This window comes from Erwinia sp. 1181_3 (assembly GCF_052824965.1).
On the sequence record NZ_VTDE01000001.1, the window covers coordinates 698,438 to 720,928 of the forward strand.

20 protein-coding genes are annotated in these 22,491 nt (G+C 54.3%); 11 read left to right on the forward strand and 9 right to left on the reverse strand.

The window, feature by feature from the left end; all coding sequences use genetic code 11:
- The first annotated feature begins 20 nt into the window (after window positions 1-20).
- Both FY046_RS03205 and fghA read left to right on the forward strand, forming a co-directional pair.
- Complete coding sequence (locus tag FY046_RS03205; protein ID WP_446185744.1) at window positions 21-1,148, forward strand: S-(hydroxymethyl)glutathione dehydrogenase/class III alcohol dehydrogenase; 1,128 nt, start codon at window positions 21-23, stop codon at window positions 1,146-1,148.
- An 11-nt stretch (window positions 1,149-1,159) separates the two neighbouring features.
- Window positions 1,160-2,002: an S-formylglutathione hydrolase gene (gene fghA / locus FY046_RS03210; RefSeq protein ID WP_133841474.1), complete on the forward strand. Its 843-nt coding sequence runs from the start codon at window positions 1,160-1,162 to the stop codon at window positions 2,000-2,002.
- 211 nt (window positions 2,003-2,213) lie between these two features.
- Here the strand turns inward: fghA and FY046_RS03215 are convergent, their stop codons facing one another.
- The 4 genes from FY046_RS03215 to yieE all read right to left on the reverse strand — a co-directional run bounded on the left by FY046_RS03215 (window position 2,214) and on the right by yieE (window position 6,757).
- Window positions 2,214-2,999, reverse strand: coding sequence for an ABC transporter ATP-binding protein (locus FY046_RS03215; RefSeq protein ID WP_166653681.1), 786 nt, complete (start codon window positions 2,997-2,999; stop codon window positions 2,214-2,216).
- A complete protein-coding gene (locus tag FY046_RS03220; protein WP_133841472.1) occupies window positions 2,999-4,081 on the reverse strand; it encodes a FecCD family ABC transporter permease in 1,083 nt (360 codons plus the stop codon). Before FY046_RS03220 ends, FY046_RS03215 begins: the two co-directional genes overlap by 1 nt.
- A gap of 152 nt (window positions 4,082-4,233) precedes the next feature.
- Window positions 4,234-5,700 (reverse strand): amino acid permease, encoded by a 1,467-nt coding sequence (locus FY046_RS03225; protein ID WP_133841471.1) that lies wholly within the window; start codon window positions 5,698-5,700, stop codon window positions 4,234-4,236.
- Between the two features lie 190 nt (window positions 5,701-5,890).
- Window positions 5,891-6,757 carry a DNA-binding transcriptional regulator YeiE gene (yieE, locus tag FY046_RS03230; protein ID WP_133841470.1) on the reverse strand — a complete coding sequence of 289 codons (867 nt, stop codon included), beginning with the start codon at window positions 6,755-6,757 and terminating at the stop codon, window positions 5,891-5,893.
- 139 nt (window positions 6,758-6,896) lie between these two features.
- Between yieE and FY046_RS03235 the strand changes: the two genes are divergently transcribed.
- A complete protein-coding gene (locus FY046_RS03235; RefSeq protein WP_446185745.1) occupies window positions 6,897-7,958 on the forward strand; it encodes a YeiH family putative sulfate export transporter in 1,062 nt (353 codons plus the stop codon).
- A 65-nt stretch (window positions 7,959-8,023) separates the two neighbouring features.
- Window positions 8,024-8,866 carry a deoxyribonuclease IV gene (gene nfo / locus FY046_RS03240; protein WP_133841468.1) on the forward strand — a complete coding sequence of 281 codons (843 nt, stop codon included), beginning with the start codon at window positions 8,024-8,026 and terminating at the stop codon, window positions 8,864-8,866.
- Between the two features lie 71 nt (window positions 8,867-8,937).
- On the opposite strand, the gene fruA is transcribed toward nfo, so the two are convergent.
- The 3 genes from fruA to fruB are packed head-to-tail and all read right to left on the reverse strand — an operon-like array spanning window position 8,938 to window position 12,714.
- Complete coding sequence (gene fruA, locus FY046_RS03245; RefSeq protein WP_133841467.1) at window positions 8,938-10,626, reverse strand: PTS fructose transporter subunit IIBC; 1,689 nt, start codon at window positions 10,624-10,626, stop codon at window positions 8,938-8,940.
- A gap of 16 nt (window positions 10,627-10,642) precedes the next feature.
- Complete coding sequence (gene fruK / locus FY046_RS03250) at window positions 10,643-11,584, reverse strand: 1-phosphofructokinase (RefSeq protein WP_133841466.1); 942 nt, start codon at window positions 11,582-11,584, stop codon at window positions 10,643-10,645.
- The gene (fruB, locus tag FY046_RS03255) at window positions 11,581-12,714 is read right to left on the reverse strand and encodes a fused PTS fructose transporter subunit IIA/HPr protein (RefSeq protein ID WP_133841465.1); all 1,134 of its coding nucleotides are present in this window, start codon (window positions 12,712-12,714) and stop codon (window positions 11,581-11,583) included. Before fruB ends, fruK begins: the two co-directional genes overlap by 4 nt.
- 372 nt (window positions 12,715-13,086) lie before the next feature.
- Here fruB and FY046_RS03260 point away from each other — a divergent pair, with 372 nt between their 5' ends.
- The gene (locus FY046_RS03260) at window positions 13,087-14,301 is read left to right on the forward strand and encodes a sugar efflux transporter (RefSeq protein ID WP_446185746.1); all 1,215 of its coding nucleotides are present in this window, start codon (window positions 13,087-13,089) and stop codon (window positions 14,299-14,301) included.
- 1 nt (window position 14,302) lies between these two features.
- On the opposite strand, the gene FY046_RS03265 is transcribed toward FY046_RS03260, so the two are convergent.
- On the reverse strand, window positions 14,303-14,557 hold the full coding sequence (locus FY046_RS03265; RefSeq protein ID WP_133841463.1) for a YkgJ family cysteine cluster protein: 255 nt from the start codon (window positions 14,555-14,557) through the stop codon (window positions 14,303-14,305).
- Window positions 14,558-14,772: 215 nt separating this feature from the next.
- On the opposite strand from FY046_RS03265, the gene yeiP reads away from it, so the two are divergent.
- Window positions 14,773-15,345, forward strand: a complete 573-nt coding sequence (yeiP, locus tag FY046_RS03270) for an elongation factor P-like protein YeiP (RefSeq protein ID WP_133841462.1) — start codon at window positions 14,773-14,775, stop codon at window positions 15,343-15,345.
- 64 nt (window positions 15,346-15,409) lie between these two features.
- Here yeiP and FY046_RS03275 read toward each other — a convergent pair whose 3' ends face one another.
- Entirely contained in the window at window positions 15,410-15,769 is a 360-nt protein-coding gene (locus FY046_RS03275; RefSeq protein WP_159336304.1) for a hypothetical protein, read from the reverse strand.
- Between the two features lie 77 nt (window positions 15,770-15,846).
- Between FY046_RS03275 and FY046_RS03280 the strand changes: the two genes are divergently transcribed.
- The 5 genes from FY046_RS03280 (at window position 15,847) to FY046_RS03300 (ending at window position 22,482) form a co-directional block, all read left to right on the forward strand.
- A complete protein-coding gene (locus tag FY046_RS03280; protein WP_446185747.1) occupies window positions 15,847-16,821 on the forward strand; it encodes a CobW family GTP-binding protein in 975 nt (324 codons plus the stop codon).
- Window positions 16,822-16,873: 52 nt separating this feature from the next.
- Window positions 16,874-17,581 (forward strand): phosphatase PAP2 family protein, encoded by a 708-nt coding sequence (locus tag FY046_RS03285; RefSeq protein ID WP_133841459.1) that lies wholly within the window; start codon window positions 16,874-16,876, stop codon window positions 17,579-17,581.
- A gap of 507 nt (window positions 17,582-18,088) precedes the next feature.
- A complete protein-coding gene (gene mepS / locus FY046_RS03290) occupies window positions 18,089-18,661 on the forward strand; it encodes a bifunctional murein DD-endopeptidase/murein LD-carboxypeptidase (RefSeq protein WP_133841458.1) in 573 nt (190 codons plus the stop codon).
- Window positions 18,662-18,971: 310 nt separating this feature from the next.
- Window positions 18,972-20,564: a cyclic di-GMP phosphodiesterase gene (locus FY046_RS03295; RefSeq protein ID WP_446185748.1), complete on the forward strand. Its 1,593-nt coding sequence runs from the start codon at window positions 18,972-18,974 to the stop codon at window positions 20,562-20,564.
- 109 nt (window positions 20,565-20,673) lie between these two features.
- Window positions 20,674-22,482: an extracellular solute-binding protein gene (locus FY046_RS03300; RefSeq protein WP_446185749.1), complete on the forward strand. Its 1,809-nt coding sequence runs from the start codon at window positions 20,674-20,676 to the stop codon at window positions 22,480-22,482.
- Window positions 22,483-22,491: the final 9 nt, after the last annotated feature.

Consider the following 22,491-nt stretch of genomic DNA (forward strand, 5'->3'; position numbering starts at 1 on the left):
AAGAAAGACAGGAGCAACATATGCAGATGATTAAAACGCGTGCCGCCGTAGCATGGGCCGCCGGTGAACCACTGAAAATTGAAGAACTGGATCTGATGCCACCGCAAAAAGGCGAAGTGCTGGTCCGTATCGTTGCCACTGGCGTCTGCCACACCGATGCTTACACGCTGTCCGGTAAAGATCCGGAGGGTGTGTTCCCGGCGGTGCTGGGCCATGAGGGCGGCGGCGTGGTGGAAGCCGTGGGTGAAGGCGTTACCAGCGTGGCCGTGGGCGACCATGTGATCCCGCTGTACACCCCGGAGTGTGGCAAATGTAAATTCTGTCTGTCCGGTAAAACCAACCTGTGTCAGGCGATCCGCTCCACCCAGGGCAAAGGCCTGATGCCAGACGGCACCACTCGCTTCTTCAAAGACGGTCAGCCGATTTTCCATTATATGGGCACCTCAACGTTCTCTGAATACACCGTGATTCCGGAAATCTCCCTGGCGAAAATCAGTAAAGAAGCGCCGCTGGAAGAAGTGTGCCTGCTGGGCTGCGGCGTCACCACCGGCATGGGTGCCGTGACCAATACCGCGAAAGTGAAAGAAGGCGATACCGTGGCGATTTTCGGCCTCGGCGGCATTGGCCTGTCGGCGATTATTGGCGCGAAAATGGCGAAGGCCGGACGCATCATCGGGATTGATATCAATACCAGCAAATACGATCTGGCACGCAAACTGGGCGCGACCGATCTGATCAACCCGAAAGATTTCGACAAGCCGATTCAGGATGTGATCGTTGAAATGACCGACGGCGGGGTTGACTACTCCTTCGAGTGTATTGGTAACGTCAACGTGATGCGTTCAGCTCTTGAGTGTTGTCATAAAGGCTGGGGCGAGTCCGTGATCATCGGTGTAGCCGGTGCCGGTGAAGAGATTTCTACCCGTCCCTTCCAGCTGGTGACCGGGCGCGTTTGGCGCGGTTCTGCCTTCGGTGGCGTAAAAGGCCGCTCGCAGCTGCCGGGCATCGTGGATCGTTATATGGCGGGTGACTTCCAGCTGAATGACTTTATTACCCACACCATGCAGCTGGAAGAGATCAACGACGCATTCGACCTGATGCACGAAGGGAAATCGATTCGTTCTGTGGTGCATTTCGCCAAAAAATAAGAGAGGAAAGGATGCCATCGACTCTGGAACTTCTGGAAGAACATCGCCTGTTTGGCGGCTGGCAGCAGCGCTACCAGCATCAGTCTGAGACGCTGAACTGCGCGATGACCTTCAGCGTCTTTTTACCGGGACCGAAAAGCAGTTCACCGCCACCCGTGGTCTACTTTCTGGCGGGACTGACCTGTAGCGACGAGAACTTTAGCGTGAAATCCGGTGCGCAGCGCGTGGCGGCCGAACTGGGCCTGGTGCTGGTGATGCCGGATACCAGCCCGCGCGGCGAAGGCGTTGCCAACGACGACGGTTACGACCTCGGTCAGGGTGCCGGTTTCTACCTCAATGCCACCGAAGCGCCCTGGGCAGACCATTTTCACATGTACGATTACATCAACACTGAATTACCTGCATTGATTGCCGGTAATTTCAATGTCAGCGATCGTCAGGCGATTATGGGGCATTCGATGGGCGGCCACGGTGCACTGATGATTGCACTGCGTAACCCGGGTAAATTCAGTTCGGCGTCGGCGTTCGCACCGATTGTGAACCCGCTGGAAGTGGCATGGGGGCAGAAGGCCTTCCGCACCTATCTGGGGGATGATATCAACACGTGGAAGCAGTACGACAGCTGCTGGCTGATGCGTAACGGTGGTGCCGTGCTGCCGATGCTGGTCGATCAGGGCGATAACGATCAGTTCCTCGCCGATCAGCTGAGGCCGCAACGGCTGGAGGCCATCGCGCTGGAACTGAACTATCCGTTAACCGTGCGGGAACAGCCCGGTTACGATCACAGCTACTTCTTTATCGCCAGCTTTGTGGAAGATCACCTGCGCTTCCATGCGCAGCATCTGCTGGTGTAAATCGCGCACGACTCAGGGCGAGGCATGCCTCGCCCCTACCCAAGATCACCGCACCCTCCTGAACGTAGGGGTCGGGCATGCCCGACCCTGCCCAATATCACCGTACCCTCCCTGAACGTAGGGGGCGGCCATGCCCGACCCTACCAATATCACCGTACCCACCCTGAACGTAGGGGTCGGGCATGCCCGACCCTTCTGAGGCAGGCCCGCGCTAGCTGATGGCCTCTGCCACTAAACCATCAATCAACACCTGCGGCACACCCTGCGAGCAGCGCTCAATGCGCCCTTTTACACCATACACCCGCGCCAGACTTTCCGGCGTAATCACCGCTTCCGGTAAACCATCGGCAATCAACTCACCGTTTTGCAGCATCAATACGTGCTCGCTGTGACGCAGCGCGATATTAATATCATGCACCACCACGACGGTAACGATGTTGCGCAGGCGGGTTTCCCGCCGCACTAAATCCATCACGTGGAACTGGTAATTGAGGTCGAGTGCACTTAACGGTTCGTCCAGCAGCAACAGCTCCGGGCGGCGGATTAGCGACTGCGCCAGCCCGACTAACTGTTTCTGACCGCCGGACAGCTGGTCAAGATAACTCAGCGCCAGATGCGCGATACCCAGTTGCTCCAGCAGCGCCATCACTTCGGCTTCGCTGCTGGCATTACTGCGCCCGCCGCTGGCTCGCTGCGCCACAATAATCGACTCCAGCACATGCAGATGCACCCCAGCCGGCAGCGACTGCGGCAGATACACCACGCGTGAGGCACGGCGGGCAAACGGCAACGCCATCAGGTCTTCACCGTTCAGCCACAGTTCACCTTTGGCGCGGTTCAGCCCGGCCAGCGAGCGCAGCAGCGTTGACTTGCCGCAGCCGTTAGGCCCCAACAGCACGGTAATTTTGCCACGTGGCAGCAGCGGAACATTGAGATTGCTGATCACCTGACGTTTTGGATAACCGGCATGGAAACCGCTAATTTTCAGCCCCTGCATCAGACACTCCCCCGATGGCGCAGAATAATACTCAGAAAGAACGGCACGCCCACCAGTGAGGTGACAATCCCTACAGGAATGATGACGCCAGAGATCAGGTTCTTCGATACTACCGATGCCATCGACAGCACCAGTGCCCCCGTCAGCGCACTGGCGGGCAAATAGAAGCGGTGATCCTCACCAAAAATCATGCGGGCAATATGCGGTGCTACCAGGCCGATAAAGCCAATCGGGCCGACAAACGCCACCGCCAGTGCCGAGATCACGCTGATGCGCAGCAGCGTAACCAGACGCAGGCGGCGCACATCAATACCGAAACTCACGGCCCTATCTTCACCCAGACGCAGCGCCGTCAGTTTCCACGCGCTTAACATCGAGAACGGCACCAGGATCAGCAGAGCCACGCAGAGCACCGCCAGCTTTTCCCACGAGGCGCGCGCCAGGCTGCCCATCGTCCAGAATACCAGCCCCTGCAAAGTATCTTCGCTGGCAATAAACTGCATCATCGAGACCAGTGCATTGAAGGTAAACACCAGCGCGATACCAAACAGCACCACACCGGAGGTGGACACCTGCGTCCAGCGCGTAACCGCGTCCAGCATCAGTGCAGCCAGCAGCGCAAAGACAAATGCATTGGCGGAGATAAACCACTGGTCCGGGATGCCCGGGATACCAATGCCCAGCACAATGGCCAGTGCAGCACCAAAGGCGGCGGCAGACGACACCCCAAGGGTAAACGGGCTGGCCAGCGGGTTATTCAGGATGGTCTGCATCTCAGCCCCGGCAAGGCCCAGTCCTAAGCCCACCACCACAGCCATCAACGCATACGGCAGGCGTATGTCCCAGACGATCACCCGGGTACCGGCATCAACCGTCTCCGGTGACAGCAGCGTTTGCCATAATACCTGTAACGACAGGCCGGACGGGCCAAGCGTGAAGTCCAGCACCAGCGAAGCGGCGATCGCCAGCACCAGTACGGCCATAATTAACAGTCGGTGGCGCAGCAGCTGGTGGTAACGCCCCATGACACCTTCAGGCGGGATGTTGCCCGCGTGCTGCACGGGTTCCTGGGTCAGACTCATTCTCAATACCTGCTAGAAATGTATTTAATGCCGCTTAAAATAAAGCAAATGCGAATACTAATCAGTAATATTTTTAGTCTGTTTTATTGACATAAATGATTCAGATAAAAAAAGGCGCGGGATCCGCGCCTTCTTCTGTTATCCCATCGCCATTACTTTTCGAACTTAGGGAATTCCATCTCACTGTACTTCACAAAACGCGTTTTGCGCGTCAGCTTGAAGCCAAACCAGATAATCAGGAACAGCGGGATGCCAATATAGGTGGCCGCTACGCCGCCCCAGTCAATGGTATCCGACAGGAACGCCTGATAGTTCTGGCCCAGGGTAATAATCAGACACAGCACAAACGCAAAGATCGGCCCCAGCGGGAAGAAACCAGAACGGTACGGCAGATCGGCCAGATCCCGGCCCTGAGCCACATACCCTTTACGGAAACGATAATGACTGATAGCAATACCCAGCCAGGCAATAAAGCCCGTCATCCCGGAGGTGTTCAGCAGCCACAGGTACACCGTCTGATTGCCAAACATCGAGGTCAGGAAGCACAACCCCGCCACCACTGTTGTGGCATACAGCGCATTACGCGGCACACCGCCTTTGGACAGTTTGGCGAAGATACGCGGTGCTTTACCCTCTGAAGCCAGGGTATAGAGCATACGCGTGGAGGCATACATCCCGGAGTTCCCCGCTGACAGCACCGCCGTCAGGATCACCGCATTCATGACTGCCGCTGCCGACAGCAGGCCGGCATGCTGGAATACCAGCGTGAACGGGCTGACGCTGATATCGGTCACATTGTTACGCAGCAGGCTGGGGTCGGTGTAAGGGATAATCAGGCTGATCACCAGAATCGCAAACACATAGAACAGCAGGATGCGCCAGAATACCTGACGAACGGCACGCGGAATGTTCTTCGCCGGGTCTTCCGACTCACCGGCGGCAATACCAATTAATTCGGTGCCCTGGAACGAGAAGCCAACGATCATCGCCACGCCAATCATCGCGGCAAAGCCACCAGAAAACGGCGCATCACCAATCTGCCAGTTATGCCAGCCTGCACTTTCACCGCCGCGCAGAATGCCCACGATCATCGCTACACCCACGATAATAAAGATGATGACGGTGACCACTTTGATCAATGAGAACCAGTATTCCGCTTCACCAAAGCCTTTTACGGAGATGTAGTTCAGCAGGAAGATCAGGCAGAGGAACAGTGCGCTCCAGATCCAGCCCGGGGTGTCCGGGAACCACCAGGTCATCACCAGCTGTGAAGCAACGAGGTCAACGGCGATGGTGACCGCCCAGTTGTACCAATAGTTCCAGCCCAGCGCGAAACCGAAGCCTTCTTCGACGTATTTGGCGCCGTAGGTAGAAAATGAGCCTGAAACCGGCATAAAGGCCGCCAGCTCACCGAGGCTGGTCATCAGGAAGTAAACCATCAGGCCAATCAGCATATAGGACAGTAATGCCCCGCCTGGACCCGCCTGAGAAATAGTGGCACCTGAGGCGACAAATAAGCCTGTGCCAATCGAACCGCCAATGGCGATCATGGTTAAGTGACGTGCTTTCAGTTCACGTCTTAATCCAGTGGGTTGTGTTGTTGTTGTGTCATGATCCATGTTTTAACGCTGCGCCTTGCAAAAAATAAGGCGCGATTATAGCAACCTGGCGGGGGTCGTATAGCGATTACGCCACGTTATAAGTTAGCTTCATGATCGGCGGGAAATTATTAGCGTGACACGGGCGAGGCGTGCTCTCCCCTGTCAGAGCGCATGATTTCGCAGGGGTCGGGCATGCCCGACCCGGGTTTTATTCCGTGCAATAGCTCAGAAAACGGTTCAGCGCCTTCGAGAGGTGTTTCTGCCGATGATGAATCCGGTACAGCGTGCGTTTGAGTTTTGGCAACGGAATGGTCACTTCGACCAGCGTCCCCATCTCCAGTTGTTCGGCAATCACCCTCCGCGACAGGCAGCTGATCCCCATGCCGTGACGCACCGCATTTTTAATCGCCTCAGAGTTACCCAGCTCCAGCGCCAGATCGAACTGCGGCAGATGTGACAACAGCAGATAGTCGACGATTTCACGCGTGCCGGAGCCATGTTCGCGCAGGATCCAGGGCGCGGCGGCCAGGCTCTGTAACGTCACCGGCTGGTTGAGAATATCGGCATTCGGGGCCGCAAAAACCACCAGCTCATCTTCCAGCCAGGGCTCCGTGATCAATTCAGCCATATGGCATGGCCCTTCAATCAGGCCAATATCCACCCGAAAATCAGCGACATCCGTAATCACATCCTGGCTGTTACCGACGCTCAGCTCTAAAGGCAGCATCGGGAAATCGCGGCGGTAGTGGGCGATCATGCCGGGTAACAGATAGTTACCGATGGTGCTGCTGGCCGATACGCGCAATGCCCCGTTGTCTTCACGGAATAACTGCTCAATATCCTGCGCCTGCTCAAGCAGCCCAACGGCACGTGGATATAACAGGCGGCCATGTTCGTTAATGACCAGGCGTTTGCCGACCCGGTCAAACAACTGGACACTCAGTTGGCCTTCAAGATCGGCCAATGCGGCACTGACCGCTGACTGGGAAAGTGCCAGCACCTGAGAGGCCTGAGTGGTTGAACCGCTTTTCAGGACTTCGGTGAAGACTTCCAGTTGGCGCAGGGTGATATGCATCGTCATTCCTTTCACAAAAAAAGTGGCTTACAAGTAGACTGCTTAACACTTAGAGTGGTTGATTATAAGTATATAATCAATTTCTCTTTTAAGTAAGTTGCCATCATCATATCGCCATCATCTTATGGAGGAAGATATTTTGGCTGACATCGCTCTCAAAAATCATCATCACTCGATACAGCACTTTATTCCAGGCCTCGCGCTGGCAGGCGGGATTGCCGCGCTGGCTATCTGGGCGGGCAATATCCCCTGGGTTGCCGGACTGGGGCTGGGTGCACTGACCCTGGCGATTGTATTTGGCATCGTCGCTGGCAATACGCTGTATCCCCTCATTTATCCGTCTTGCGATAGCGGTATTCTGCTGGCAAAGCAGAAGCTGCTACGGCTGGGCATTATTCTCTATGGCTTTCGGTTAACCTTCCAGCAAATAGCCAACGTCGGCATCAGTGGCGTGATCATCGATATCATGACCCTGAGCTCCACGTTCTTTATTGCCTGCTGGCTGGGGCGTAAAGTCTTCGGGCTGGATCGCGACACGGCCTGGTTGATTGGCGCCGGTAGCAGTATCTGTGGTGCCGCAGCCGTGCTGGCAACAGAACCCGTGCTGAAAGCCGAAGCCTCAAAAGTCGCGGTGGCCGTGGCTACGGTTGTGATCTTTGGCACTATCGCTATTTTCCTTTATCCGCTGTTATATCCGCATGTCTTACAGATGTTTCCGTCGGTGACACCTGAAAGCTATGGTATTTACACGGGCTCTACGATGCATGAAGTCGCGCAAGTGGTCGCGGCAGGACATGCTATCGCCCCGGAAACAGAGAACGCGGCGGTGATCAGTAAAATGCTGCGCGTGATGATGCTGGCCCCCTTTCTGGTGATCCTCAACTGGCAGATGAAGCGTATGCAGCCAGCCACTGAAACCCAGAGCAAAAGCGCACTCTCTTTCCCATGGTTCGCTCTGCTGTTTATTGTTGTCGCGCTGTTTAACTCTCTCCATCTGGTCCCACAGTCCGTCGTCAACGCCATTAATCAGCTGGATAATGTCTTGCTGGCGATGGCCATGGCAGCGCTCGGCGTCACGACGCAGGTCAGCCAACTGAAGCGCGCCGGGATGCGCCCGATTCTTCTGGGCCTGACGCTGTTTATCTGGCTGATCGTGGGCGGTGGTGCTATCAACCTGTTGGTTCAACATTTGATGGCATAGTTTCCGCTCTTTTCCGGTTATGATGACCTGACTGCCATTAAGCAGGCCATTAACAGGAGAACGGCATGAAATATATCGGTGCCCACGTCAGCGCAGCTGGCGGTGTGGATAAAGCGGTTGAACGCGCATACGAACTGGAAGCCACTGCTTTCGCGCTCTTTACGAAAAATCAGCGTCAGTGGCGCGCGGCTCCGCTGACTGATGAAGTGATTTCGGCCTTTCGCACTGCCTGTGAAAAGTATCACTACACTCCCGGGCAAATCCTGCCCCACGACAGCTATCTGATCAACCTCGGCCACCCGGTAGAGGAGGCCCTGGAAAAATCACGCGAAGCTTTCCTCGATGAAGTGACACGCTGCCAGCAATTGGGGCTGACGTTGTTGAATTTCCACCCCGGTAGCCACCTGCATCAAATCAGCGAAGACGACTGCCTTCAGCGCATTGCTGAGTCGATCAACATCGTGCTGGATAAAACGGAAGGCGTGACGGCGGTGATCGAGAATACCGCCGGTCAGGGCAGTAACCTGGGGTTCCGCTTTGAACATCTGGCGGCGATCATTGATGGCGTGGAAGATAAATCCCGCGTCGGTGTCTGCATTGATACCTGCCACGCCTTTGCCGGGGGTTACGACCTGCGCAGTGAAGAAGAGTGCGTGAAGACGTTTGCCGATTTCGAACGCATCGTGGGCTTTCAGTATCTGCGCGGTATGCACCTCAATGATGCGAAAAGCGAGTTTAACAGCCGTGTCGATCGTCACCACAGCCTGGGTGAGGGGAATATCGGTAAGACGGTATTTAGCTGGTTGATGAAGGATAAACGCTTTGATGGGATCCCGATGATTCTTGAAACGGTCAATCCGGATATCTGGAAAGATGAAATTGCGTGGTTGAAGTCAGAGCAGAAATAAAACCCGTAGGGGTCAGGCATGCCTGACCCTGTGAAACGGGCGAGGCGTGCCTCGCCCCTACGGGGATAAGATTATACTTTCAGCGCTTCTGCTTCCGGGCGTTTCAACACCGCGTAAGAGAGACCTGCCACCAGCGTACCCACGATAATCGCCGCCAGGTAACCGACGACCGGAGTGATTGCGCCAGGGATTAACAGGACAAACAGACCGCCGTGTGGCGCCATCAGTTTGGCACCAATCGCCATCGACATTGCGCCGGTTACGGCACCGCCGATGATGCAGCAAGGCAGAACGCGCATCGGGTCACGGGCAGCAAACGGAATCGCACCTTCAGAGATAAAGCACAGACCCAGTACCAGCGCCGCTTTGCCCCCTTCCTGCTGACCTTTGTTGAACTTCCTGCGTGCAACCAGCGTTGCCAGACCCATCGCCAGCGGTGGCACCATACCGGCTGCCATAATCGCCGCCATCGGCGCATAGGTTTGCGAACTGAGCAGTCCGACACCAAAGGCATAAGCCACTTTGTTCACCGGGCCACCCATATCGGTACACATCATGCCACCGAGGATGGCGCCCAGAACCACCGCGTTAGCCGTACCCAGGTTTGCCAGCCAGGCCGTCAGACCTGCCATGATACCGGCCACCGGTTTGCCCACCACGTAGATCATCAGCAGACCTGTAATCAAACTCGCGACCAGCGGAATGATCAGAATCGGCTTTAATGCTTCCATGCTGGTCGGTAGTTTGACCTTCTGGCTAAGGAACTTCGCGGCATAACCGGCAATGAAACCGGCGATGATACCGCCAAGGAAGCCGGCGTTAATGCTGGTCGCCAGCATCCCGCCAATCAGGCCAGGCGTCAGACCCGGACGGTCTGCAATCGAGAAGGCGATAAAGCCTGCCAGCACCGGCACCATCAGGGCAAACGCACTGCTGCCACCAATCTGCATCAGCGCTGCTGCCAGCGTACCCTGCTCTTTAAACGCAGTGATACCAAAGGCGAAGGACAGGGCAATGCTCAGCCCCCCTGCGACCACCATCGGCAGCATGTAGGACACACCGGTCAACAAGTGACGATAGGCCCCTGCTTTCTCTTTTTTCTCATCCTGTGCAGCAGACTGTCCACCCTGAGGCTGGTAAACACGGGCTTCTGCCACGGCTTTATCCAGTTCCTGAGCGGTTTTCTTCAGCGCCAGGCTGGTAGAGGTGCGGTACATCGGCTTACCGGCAAATTTTGCCAGGTCCACTTCGATGTCTGCCGCAACAATCACCAGATCGGCTGCCGCCACTTCTTCAGCGGTAATGGCATTGCCAGCACCCACTGAACCACGGGTTTCCACCTTCACCCACCAGCCGCGTTTTTTCGCTTCGGTGTCAATGGCTTCGGCGGCCATAAACGTATGTGCCACACCAGTCGGACACGCGGTAATCGCGACAACACGTTTAGGCCCGGTGCTGACCGCAGCAGGCGCAGCCGCTGATGCCGCCGGTGCCTGATAAGGTTGTGCGTGAGTTTGCGCCTTTGCCAGCACCTCGGCTGGCTGACGCAGCAGCTGTTCGATGTCAGCCAGATAAATGGCTTTGCCGTTCAGCGTGCTGTCTGCCGGAATATTTTTGCCTGCCACAATGACTTGATCCGCTTCTGCCGGATTATCCGTCAGAGTCAGACCGGCGCTTGCCGCAGCCGCTGTGGTGATATTTTTTGCCAGATAGCCCGTTGCCAGCCCCAGCGAAGAATCGATTATCAGCAGCGTTTTCATTATGCGTCTCCTGCTGTTAGTTAATGAAAGGTTGTAGGTCGACACGCGCCATCATTGCGGCCAACTGGGTACGATCGGTAACGCCCACGTTGCTCTGGCTGACGGCCATAGCCGCCACTGCCGTTGCAAGACGCAGTGTGTGCTCGCTCGATTCACGCATCAGCAGGCCATATATCAGCCCGCCAACCATAGAATCGCCCGCACCCACGGTGCTCACAACTTCACAGGCAGGTGGTTTTGCAATCCATTCGCCTGAAGCATTCACCCACAGCGCCCCTTCGGCACCGAGAGAGATAACCACGTGAGCGATCCCCTGCTCACGCAGCGCATGTGCTGCTTCAATCACATCTTGTAATGTCGGTAATTTGCGGCCTGCCCAGATTTCGAGCTCACGGCGGTTGGGTTTGACCAGCCACGGTGCGGCTTTCAGGCCCGCAACCAGCGCCTCACGGCTGCTGTCAAAAATAATGCATGGGCAGTGGGTACGCAGTTGCGTCATCCACTCGGTGAAGGCATCCGGGTCAACGCCTGCTGGCAGGCTGCCGCTGACGCAGACCATGTCGAACTGCCCCAGCCAGGTCAGTGAATCCGCCGTAAAGCGCTCCCAGTCCTGTGCCGTTACGTCAAAACCCGAGAAGTTCAGGTCAGTGACATCGCCATCTTTCTCGGTCAGTTTGACGTTGATACGGGTGCGGCCTTCAACCACCTGGAAGCGGTTAGCAATCCCCAGCTCGCTGAAGAGGTGCTGGAAGCCGTCCTGATTCTCTTTACCCAGGAAGCCGCCCACGGTGACATCAATGCCCAGGTCTTTGAGAACCTTGGCCACGTTGATACCTTTACCCGCTGCGTGCAGCCCGGTGGTTTTCACCAGGTTGACTTCGCCGCGCTCAACTTCCGGAACGTACCCCACCAAATCGTAGGCAGGGTTCAGAGTAATAGTGGCGACACGTCTGCTCATGATGCACCCTCGCCCAGACCGGCAGCGATGGCTTCACCAATGGCATCCAGTGCTGCGCGGGCATCTTCACCGCTGGCGCTGAAGCGCAGGCGATGGCCTTTTTTCACGCCAAGCGCCACGACTTTCATCAGGCTGCGACCGTTAGCCGGTTTACCGCTACCATCAAGGTTTGTGACAGTCACATCACAGTTAAACTGTTTGATCACACTGACCAGTGCTGTACCCGGACGCGCATGCAGGCCATGTTCGTTACGAATGGTGAACTCTTCGGTCAATACGTCAGCCTGTTCGGAGACGTCGCTGGTCAGCAAGGCGAGAATTCCGGCTGCGTCCGCACTCAGCAGACGATCCGCTTTCTGCTTAATCAGCAGATCGCTTAAGTAGTTCAGCACATTCAGCGGCTGGTCGTCGGTGACGGAAACGGTGATCAACAGTGACGCGCTTTCACCGTTAACGCTGAACGGGGCAGCAGCACGGCTGATGGCAACCGCACTGGCCAGGTTACCGTTGGTGCTGTCACTAAGCCAGATACCCTGCCCCAGATTCAGCGGCTTACCGGCAATCACGCAGCTCACGAAGGAAGCATCCACTGCGCCTGCCTGTTGCAGACGACCGGCGTTCAGTGCCTGTAAGGTCATCAGGTCACTGGCGGCCACATCGATCGTGATCAGCGAGGTATCGAATTTGAATTCTGCCGCCAGTTTTTCACCCATCAAAATACTGCGCAGGGTTTCTGCGGAGTCGGTGGTGCGCAGCTGTTCTGCCACACTGTCATCACTCAGCACATGCGTCAGCTGGCGCAGCAGCGCGAGGTGTTCGTCAGACTTCGCGGCGATACCAATCACCACGTAGGCCGTTTGATCTTCGCCCCAGGCAATGCCCTGCGGGAACTGGAACACCTGCACACCGGTTTTTAACACCAGATCGCGGGTATCGGTGGTGCCATGCGGGATAGCAATACCGTTACCGAGGTAAGTGGAGGTCTGCTGCTCGCGTGCCAGCATGCCGTCGACATAACCTTCGCCGACATTACCGGCGGCGGTCAGCGCGGCGGCGACCTGACGGATAGCATCTTGTTTGTCACCTGCCTGGGCTCCAGGCTTAATGGCGTTGAGTTCTAACTGGAACATGGTTCTCCTCGCTGCTGATTTGAATCGTTTCAGCTAATTTGAGAAAAAAAGCGCTATCTCTGCACTAACAACCTGAGGAGACAACGCTGAAACGTTTCAATGAGTTTGGTCCCGATAGCGGATCTGTTGCAAGTTTTACTGTGAATCGCGTAGCAGATTTTTGACGCTCCGCACATTTCATCAATCATTTTCAGAAAAACGCACCTCAAAAGAGTGAAAAGCTGAAGGCATGCTGACGAGCATTCTCACCGTTGAATTGTGCAAAAAGTGCCTAAAATGAAAACGCTTTCGCCCCCGATTGAAAAAGGTTTCCCGACTTTCATATTAGGGCGTAAAATCTCGCCGTTTTTCCTCACCAGGCTTATCGAACCCATGTCATTACCTGCTGCACCCGCCCGTACCTTGCCTGACAGCAAATCCCTTGCATTTCTGATCGTGGCATTTATTTCCGGGATGGCCGGTGCGCTGCAAACGCCAACCCTCAGCCTGTTCCTGAGCACTGAAGTTCATGTTCGCCCCTTTATGGTTGGCCTGTTCTTCACGCTCAGCGCCGTGATTGGCATTGTCGTCAGCCAGCTTCTGGCGCGCTATTCAGACCGCAAAGGCGATCGTAAAACACTGATCCTCTATTGCTGTTTGCTGGGCGCAATGGCATCGCTGCTGTTTGCCTGGAACCGCAACTACTTTATTTTACTGTTCGTAGGCGTTTTGCTTTCCAGTTTCGGCACCAGCGCCACCTCGCAGATGTTTGCGCTGGCGCGTGAGCATTCAGATAAAACCGGGCGTGAAAACGTGATGTTCAGTTCGGTCATGCGTGCGCAGATCTCTCTGGCCTGGATGGTGGGTCCGCCGCTGGCCTTTGCTCTGGCGCTGGGCTACGGCTTTCGCACCATGTATCTGACAGCCGCCGTGGCCTTTGTACTTTGCGCGGTGATTGTGCGCTATCTGCTGCCCTCAATGCGCAAAACCACCCTGGTGATGCGTCAGCCCATTCAGGCTCCGCGCCGTCATCGCCGTGCCACGATGATGTTGTTTATTGCCTGCACGCTGATGTGGTCGAGCAATGGTCTGTATCTCATTACCATGCCGTTATATGTGGTGAATGAGCTGCATCTGCCGGAAAAACTGGCCGGGCTGATGATGGGTCTGGCTGCCGGGCTGGAGATCCCGGTGATGCTGCTGGCGGGGTATTATGCCAAACGCTGCGGTAAGCGCCGCCTGATGCGTGGCGCCGCGTTTTCAGGATTGCTGTTTTACAGCGGCACGCTGATGTTTGATGGCGAAGTATCGATGCTGCTGTTGCAGGGGCTGAATGCGATGTTTATTGGGGTGGTGGCAGCCATCGGGATGATTTACTTTCAGGACATGATGCCAGGCCAGGCCGGTGCAGCGACAACGCTGTTCACCAATTCAACCCGTATGGGCTGGATTGTTGGCGGCTCGCTGGCTGGGATGGTGGCTGAGGTCTGGAGTTTCCACGCGGTATTCTGGTTTGCCGTTGTCATGATGGCCGCCTCGCTGCTTTGCCTGCTGCGCGTGCCGGAACCTCAGTCAGGGGAAACCAGCACAGAACAGCCCGCAGGCTGATTCAGGGGGCGGTCTGTGCTTCCAGGTCCAGCAAATACACCATCGATTGCTCGCGGCTTGTGCCACACATCTCAAGCTGCGGCTGCAATCCTGAGCACACTTTAGGCCGCAGTGGCGAACCAAAGATTTTGCAGCGCATCTGAGCATCGAGCTGAATACAGGGTGTATTCGCCGGTTTTCCGTGCGGATGGCCTGGGATAGGCGATGAAATTGACGGTGCTGTACAGCAGGCACCACAGGCGGCGCGACACTCCATCACTGACCTCCAATACGAAAGCGCGACAATAGCAGGTCGCCCTCGCGAATACTATTCTTGTCCTGTAACCGGTTCGGTCCGATCGAACCCCCTGTCCGGCCCGTGCGTATTCCTTCAGGCGCATATTTTTCTCCGGGCCATCTTGCCTGGCGACGCGGGCGCGAGTAACGTGTCGCGATAAATTTCCCCCTCATCTTTCATACGAGACCTGTTTTATGCCAAGAGCCAATGAAATCAAAAAAGGCATGGCCGTCAGCTTTAACGGCAAACTGCTGTTAGTTAAAGATATTGACGTACAAAGCCCGAGCGCACGCGGCGCGTCCACGCTGTACAAAATGCGTTTCACGGATATCCGCACCGGGATGAAAGTGGAAGAACGTTTCAAAGGTGACGACATCATCGACACCATTTCACTCAGCCGTCGCCAGGTGACCTTCTCGTACATTGATGGCGATGAATACGTCTTTATGGATGATGAGGATTACACGCCGTACAACTTCAAGCAGGAGCAGATCGAAGATGAACTGCTGTTCCTGCCGGAAGGCGGTATTCCGGGTATTCAGGTACTGACGATGGACGGTATGATTTTGGCGCTGGAGCTGCCTCAGACGGTAGATATGGAAATTGTCGAAACCACCCCGGGAATTAAAGGTGCTTCCGCCAGCGCCCGCACAAAACCCGCAAAAATGGCCACAGGTCTGGTCGTTCAGGTGCCGGAGTACCTCAGCAATGGTGATAAGATTCGCATTCATATCCCTGAGCGTCGTTATATGAGCCGCGCGGACTAGTCAGCGTGAAAAATGGCGCGGTCAGGTGACGGCGTCATTTATAATATGTTATAACATAGCAATATCACCGATAATCAACCAAGAGAATGCCCGTCTTGTGTTGTTGGTCGAGCCAGCGAATCTGGCTGGTGCCGAGATTGTAGGGTAAAGACTGTGGGGCCGTGCTTTTCAACGACATATGACTGAATCTTGCCTGGCCATTACGCTCGCATGAGACTTGCACCTGTTTTTGCTGAATCTTATGGGTGCATTCAGACTCCACAATCCTCCCGCTGAACTGGATGACTCCCGAACTGCCTGGTAACTGACGCTGGTCTGCCACTACATTGCTCGTCCATGAGGCGAAAAACATAACGACGGCTGTCGTTGCAATAATGTTCATATCAACCTCACTGTTCATCTTCTTCTCGATGACTTTAGCCAATTACATACATTGATGTGATGAAAACAAATACGGGCCAAGAACGATAAATATCATTAAAGTTTTCCTGAGGAGCGAATATGACCCGAGTCAATCTGATTACCGGCTTTCTTGGCAGCGGAAAAACCACCACTCTGCGCCATTTACTGGCCAGTAAACCCGAAGGTGAGCAGTGGGCCGTTCTGGTGAATGAGTTTGGTGAAATTGGCATCGACGGTGCCCTGCTGGCAGAAACGGGGGCGGTACTGAAAGAGATCCCCGGTGGCTGCATGTGTTGTGTCAACGGGCTGCCCATGCAGGTAGGGCTAAATATGCTGCTGAAGCAGGCTAAGCCTGACCGCCTGCTGATTGAACCTACCGGGCTTGGTCATCCAAAGCAGATCCTTGATATGCTGTCAGCCACCGTTTATCAGCCCTGGATCGACCTGCGCGCCACCCTGTGTCTGCTCGACCCACGTCAGCTTGACGATAAACGCGTGGTAGAAAATGAAAACTTCCGCGACCAGCTTGCCGCCGCAGATATTATTATCGCCAACAAGCAAGATCGCTGGGAAGAGGCCGACCGGGAAAGGCTTGATCAGTGGCAGCAGCTCACAGCAACGCCTCGTCAGCTGGTTGCCACCTCTCACGGCCAGATCGATGCTGCACTACTCGATCAACCGCGCGCCAACCTGCAAGCGCTGCCAACACCCTCGCACCATCATCATCATCGCCCGTCGCAGTCCGGGCTGGCCGCGCTGAAGCTGGACGACAACGCGCGCTGGCGGCGGGCAGTGAATCAGGGACAGGGTTACTTTGCGGCGGGTTGGATTTTCGACAGTGAAACTGTATTTGATACCATCGGCCTGCTTGAATGGGCCAGACTGGCACCGGTTTCGCGTGTTAAGGGTGTATTACGCATTCCGGAAGGGTTAGTGAGTATTAATCGTCAGGGTGCGGACTTTCATATTGAAACCCGTCAGACGACACCGCCTGATAGCCGTATCGAGTTAATTCATGAGGAAATAGCAGAATGGAATCTTTTGCAAAATGCTTTGTTGAATCTTCGTTTATAGTTGTAGATATATTATACGCCGCGACTTTTCTATAAAAAGCCCCTATACGGATATGACTATTAAACGTTTTTTACTGATTTTGCTGCTGAACGTTCTCGGCCTGGCGCTGTTTTTCTCATGGTATATTCCGGCCAACCATGGCCTGTGGTTTACCCTCGATAAAACCATTTTTTACGGGTTCAATCAGCGACTGGCGACCAATCCGATCCTGTTATGGCTGGTGGCTATTACCAACTTCCGCGCTTTTGACGGTGTGTCACTGCTGGCGATGGGCGGGTTGTACCTGCATTTCTGGCGTCGTGAAACACCTGAAGGGCGCCGCCGCATGTTTGCCATCGGCATCACCATGTTAATCACGGCAGTGGGCCTTAACCAACTCGGCCATCAAATTCCGGTTTCGCATCCCAGCCCAACGAAATTCTTCCCGGACGTTAATCACGTGACCAAACTCACCGGGATCCCGACAAAAGATTCCTCAGCAGACAGTTTCCCCGGTGACCACGGCATGATGCTGATGATTTTTGCCTGCTTTATGCTGCGCTATTTCACCCGCCGCGCATTTGGCCTGGCCGTGATTATTGTGCTGATTTTTGCCCTGCCGCGCGTGATGATTGGCGCACACTGGTTTACCGATATTGCCGTGGGTTCCCTGTCAATCGTACTGGTTGGTATGAGTTGGTGGTTGCTGACACCGGCGAGTGATTATCTGGTGAACTGGCTGTATCGCAATTTGCCGGGCAAATATAAACCCGCACAATAATCCCAGCCGCATGGATGTAAAGACTCTTTTTTACGTCCACTATATTGCCGTTCAGGCAAATAATCTGCAGGCGAAAAAGGGGCTATAAGACGTATTTATTATGCCCCGGATAACAGCCGAAACCGCTACATCTCAAGCTTGTCCATCCAGATTGTTCTGATTTTGACTTGACCCGTAGTTGTTAGCAGCAAAATTGCGCTTAAGAACATTCAGTTAAGCTGCTAATTGGCGATAATGTGACCAATTCGTTACGTAATGGTTTTACATCGTAAAATCCTCTAAAAAAGTGCTTAAAAGCCCTCGCTATGGGGCTTGTTATCGGGTAATCTCGTTTTCGATTAGGCTAAATGGCTAAAGTATTTCGGTAAGTTACATTTTAATTTGTGCTCAATGACACATTTTAAGGTTTTCCGATTTGTCTTAACCTCCTGCACTAATTAATCTCGTTTCGTTTCGCAATTTTGCTAACGACTTAGTCGTTAAGGACTTCAAGGGATCACAAACATAATGGTCAAGTCTCAACCTATTCTGAGATATATCTTGCGGGCGCTCCCCGCCGTTGCATTAGCAACACTGTTGTCAGCATGTAGTTCGAACAGCGGACACAACGTACAAACTGATACTCATGCAGTTAAAGATCAAAACGGTTTTTTACTGCAAGCGTCTCAGGATGAATTCGAACAGATGGTCCAGAATGTGGATATCAAATCCCGCCTGATGGACCAGTATGCGGACTGGAAAGGTGTACGTTATCGTCTTGGCGGCACCAGCAAACGTGGCATTGATTGCTCTGCGTTTGTCCAGACCACATTCCGTGAACAGTTTGGCCTGGATTTACCGCGCTCAACGTATGAGCAGGAAGATTCCGGAAAAAGTATTCAGCGCGCAAAACTGCGTGCAGGTGATCTAGTGCTGTTCCGTGCAGGCTCCACGGGTCGTCATGTAGGTATTTATATCGGTAATGACAACTTTGTTCATGCCTCCACCAGCAGCGGTGTGATGATTTCGAACCTGAATGATTCTTACTGGAAAAACCGTTACCGCGATGCCCGCAGGGTATTGAGCCGAACGCAAAGCTGATTTCACTCCCTTGAAATCTGCGAACACGAGATATGAAAACGCTGCCATGGCAGCGTTTTTTTTTGCCTTTTATACCGTCCTTCCTGCTCGTCATTTCGCGGAGTGAACCCTGTTTTTTGCCGCAAAAAGGATTACGTCGTCCTGGAACAATTTTTCAGTTGTTTTACCTGGCAGGCCGCCCGAAAAGGAATTGATTACCATCAATAAGATAGAGACAGAATTTCCCCTCCGTTATATCCTCACTGGCTGACACCAGAAGCAGTTCGCGACCAATAATAATAAAATCGGCGAAAACGGGAGAGATCACCGAATGCCACTATCTACCACCGTCAGGCGGCAGGTGACTCAGCCGCGCAAGATAGTTTGTCTCAGTGCGTCCATAGGTTTTTTCTTTTTTCTACTGTTTCTTATCATTATGCTGACCGTCACCTGGAGCCGGCGATCCGCAGCGCACGATCGCCTCGCGAGCTATACGCAACGTTACGTTGTTAACGCCTTCGACGAGTTGCAGACCACACTCCAACCACTTCAGGTTGCCACCAACGCGAGCTGTGAAACCATACGCAACGATCTTACGCAACGCTCAGCCTTTGCAGCCAATGTTCGCGCTATTCTCCTGGTCAAAGATCACAGTGCCTTTTGCTCATCCGCTACCGGTCCGATGCAAATGGATATCCGCGAAATCTCTCCCTATACCGATGTCAGAAACCCCACCGACATTCGGCTGATCTCCGGTACGCCGATGATGCCCCATACACCCGCCATCGTGCTGTGGCTAAAAAACCCTGCCCTGCCCAACAGCGGTGTTTTCACTACCCTCAATATTAATCTCACCCCTTATTTACTGCTGGCCTCACGCGAGCAACAGATTAGCGGTATGGCAATCGTCGCCGGAGACAGTGCGATGACCACCTGGGATGAACAACGCGTAGTGAAACGCAACGCGCTGCCAAAGGCGCCACTGCGCAGTATTGCCATTCCAGGTTATCCCCTCACGCTCTATCTGTACGGCGAAGCGCTGCCACGCCGCGATATCCATATTATCCTGCTGGCCGGGCTATTGATGGGCGTACTGATCACCTGCGGCTGTTTCCTGATGTTTACGCTGCGGCTGCGCCCGGGTAAAGAAATCATGCTTGGCATTAAACGCGGAGAATTTCATGTTGAATACCAACCCGTCATCGAAACCCGCAGCGGAAAATGCTACGGGCTGGAAGCGTTGCTGCGCTGGACGCATCCGACTGATGGCCGTATCCCGCCAGATTCGTTTATCAGTTATGCCGAAGGACAGAATCTGATTGTGCCGCTGACCCGCCATCTTTTTACGCTGGTGGCACAGGACGCGCATCGCCTCTGTAAAGTGGTGCCCGTCGGCACTCAAATGGGGGTTAATCTGTCGCCCAATCACCTTGTTCACCCGAGCTTTCGCCAGGATGTGCTGGACTGGCTGGCCATGATGCCTGCGGGCCATTATGAGTACGTGTTTGAAATCACCGAACGGGCGATGGTCAGCGAACAGGGGACCGAGGAAATATTCGACTGGATCCGCCAGCAGAACATCAGAATAGCCATTGATGATTTCGGCACCGGTCACAGCGCATTAATCTATCTGGAAAAATTCCAGTTTGATTATCTGAAGATCGACCGGGGGTTTGTACAAAGCATCGGTATGGAGACGGTCAATTCTCCCGTATTGGACGCGGTGCTGACGCTGGCGAACAAACTCAACCTTAATACGGTGGCCGAAGGTGTCGAAACGGGCGAACAGGCATTGTGGCTGATCAACCGCGGCGTAACCTATTTGCAGGGCTATCTGTTCAGTCGCCCACGTACCGTGCCACAGCTTATTGAGTACTACCTTGAGCAACAAACGCCTGTTCCCAGTACAATTTTAAAGGAATAACGGGCTGTTAAATCAGATAAAAACCTTTACTATCATTGTCTCATCGTGGTTTGACTGCCACGGCTTGCAAATATAACCGATTTGTCGCTGGTGGGAGCCTGTTGAAACCATGATTGTGCGTATTGTTGCCCTTGCATTACTTAGCCTGTCTGCGGCCAGCGTGCAGGCAGAAAAAATTAATGAGAGCTACAGTTTCGCTCAACTGGGCACGGCGAAGTACGCTGCCGGGTTCACACACTTCGATTATGCTAACCCGGCCGCACCGAAGGGCGGCAGCGCAACACTTTCTTCTATTGGTACCTTTGATAATTTCAACCGCTTCGCCCTGCGTGGCAGCCCCGGGGTGGGTACGGACACGTTGTATGACCGCTTATTTACCTCATCTGATGACGAAGTCGGCAGCCTGTATCCATTGATTGCGGAATTTGCCCGTTATCCGGATGATTATCGTTGGGTAGAAGTGACCCTCAATCCACGGGCGCGTTTTCAGGATGGTTCACCGATTACCGCTGCGGATGTGGCCTTTACCTTCAATATGTTTATGACGCAGGGCGTGCCGCAGTATCGGGTGTTTTACAAAGGGGTGACAGTGAAAGCGCTTTCACGCCTCACCGTACGCTTCGATCTGCCGAAGGGAGACCGCGATAAGATGATGTCGCTGATCTCTTCTCCCGTGTTTCCGGAAAAATTCTGGAAAAATCGCAATCTCGGGGAACCCCTGCCCTCCCCTCCTCTTTCCAGCGGACCTTATCGTATTTCTGCGTATAAAGTGGGCCAGTCGATAACCTATTCGCGGGTGAAAGACTACTGGGCGGCAGATTTACCGGTGAATAAAGGCCGCTATAATTTCGATACGATCCGCTACGACTATTATCTTGACGACAACGTCGCCTTTGAGGCCTTTAAAGCCGGCGCATTTGATTTTCGTACCGAAGGGTCGGCCAAGAAATGGGCTACGCAGTACAGTGGTTCGAATTTCGAACGCGGATATATCATTAAAGAACAGGTGCCGAATACCGTTGCCACAAACACCCAGTGGCTGGCATTTAATACCCAGAAGCCCCAGTTTGCCGACCGTAAGGTACGCGAAGCCATGTCGCTGCTGTTTGATTTTGAATGGATGAACAAGGCTCTGTTTTATAATGCTTATAAACGCGTCGACAGCTATTTTCAGAATACCGAGTATGCCGCGCGCCACTTTCCTGATGCCAAAGAGCGTGAGATCCTTGGCCCCTTTAAGGGCCAGTATCCACAGGAGGTGATCGATAAGATCTATCAACCTGCGAAATCTGACGGCACGGGTTACGACCGGGAAAAACTGTTGCAGGCGCTGGCGCTACTGAACCAGGCAGGCTGGGAGCTGAAAAACCAGCGCCTGGTCAACAGTAAGACCGGCAAACCCTTTACGTTTGAGCTGCTGCTGCGCAGCGGCGGCAACGACCAATGGGTTCTCCCCTTCCAGCACAACCTGGCGCGGGTCGGCATTACTATGAAGGTGCGTCAGGTTGACAGTTCGCAATATCTGGCACGCCTGCGGAAACGTGACTTTGATATGCTGCCGACCGTTTATTCGGCCTTCCCCACGCCCGATACTGGCCTGCAGTTTTACTGGGCTACGTCCTATATGGATTCCACTTACAATACGCCTGGCGTGAGCAGTCCGCTGCTTGACGACCTGATCACCCGCATTAATCAGAATCAGGGCAATGCCGAGGCCCTGTTACCGCTGGGCCGCGTTCTGGATCGCGTACTGCTGTGGAACTATTACATGATCCCGATGTGGTATAGCGCTAACGATCGATATGCCTGGTGGAACAAGTTCTCAATGCCCACAACGCGCCCAACCTATGCGCAGGGTTTTGATAACTGGTGGTACGATGTCAACAAAGCCGCACAGTTGCCGGCGCAGCGTCGCTAAGGAGTCTGA

Excerpts from the sequence above, each read along its gene's own strand:
- FY046_RS03205 (WP_446185744.1), top strand. The coding sequence starts at position 21 with ATGCAGATGATTAAAACGCGTGCCGCCGTAGCATGGGCCGCCGGTGAA.
- fghA (WP_133841474.1), top strand. The coding sequence starts at position 1,160 with ATGCCATCGACTCTGGAACTTCTGGAAGAACATCGCCTGTTTGGCGGC.
- FY046_RS03215 (WP_166653681.1), bottom strand. The coding sequence starts at position 2,999 with ATGCAGGGGCTGAAAATTAGCGGTTTCCATGCCGGTTATCCAAAACGT.
- FY046_RS03220 (WP_133841472.1), bottom strand. The coding sequence starts at position 4,081 with ATGAGTCTGACCCAGGAACCCGTGCAGCACGCGGGCAACATCCCGCCT.
- FY046_RS03225 (WP_133841471.1), bottom strand. The coding sequence starts at position 5,700 with ATGGATCATGACACAACAACAACACAACCCACTGGATTAAGACGTGAA.
- yieE (WP_133841470.1), bottom strand. The coding sequence starts at position 6,757 with ATGCATATCACCCTGCGCCAACTGGAAGTCTTCACCGAAGTCCTGAAA.
- nfo (WP_133841468.1), top strand. The coding sequence starts at position 8,024 with ATGAAATATATCGGTGCCCACGTCAGCGCAGCTGGCGGTGTGGATAAA.
- fruA (WP_133841467.1), bottom strand. The coding sequence starts at position 10,626 with ATGAAAACGCTGCTGATAATCGATTCTTCGCTGGGGCTGGCAACGGGC.
- fruK (WP_133841466.1), bottom strand. The coding sequence starts at position 11,584 with ATGAGCAGACGTGTCGCCACTATTACTCTGAACCCTGCCTACGATTTG.
- fruB (WP_133841465.1), bottom strand. The coding sequence starts at position 12,714 with ATGTTCCAGTTAGAACTCAACGCCATTAAGCCTGGAGCCCAGGCAGGT.
- FY046_RS03260 (WP_446185746.1), top strand. The coding sequence starts at position 13,087 with ATGTCATTACCTGCTGCACCCGCCCGTACCTTGCCTGACAGCAAATCC.
- FY046_RS03265 (WP_133841463.1), bottom strand. The coding sequence starts at position 14,557 with ATGGAGTGTCGCGCCGCCTGTGGTGCCTGCTGTACAGCACCGTCAATT.
- yeiP (WP_133841462.1), top strand. The coding sequence starts at position 14,773 with ATGCCAAGAGCCAATGAAATCAAAAAAGGCATGGCCGTCAGCTTTAAC.
- FY046_RS03280 (WP_446185747.1), top strand. The coding sequence starts at position 15,847 with ATGACCCGAGTCAATCTGATTACCGGCTTTCTTGGCAGCGGAAAAACC.
- FY046_RS03285 (WP_133841459.1), top strand. The coding sequence starts at position 16,874 with ATGACTATTAAACGTTTTTTACTGATTTTGCTGCTGAACGTTCTCGGC.
- mepS (WP_133841458.1), top strand. The coding sequence starts at position 18,089 with ATGGTCAAGTCTCAACCTATTCTGAGATATATCTTGCGGGCGCTCCCC.
- FY046_RS03295 (WP_446185748.1), top strand. The coding sequence starts at position 18,972 with ATGCCACTATCTACCACCGTCAGGCGGCAGGTGACTCAGCCGCGCAAG.
- FY046_RS03300 (WP_446185749.1), top strand. The coding sequence starts at position 20,674 with ATGATTGTGCGTATTGTTGCCCTTGCATTACTTAGCCTGTCTGCGGCC.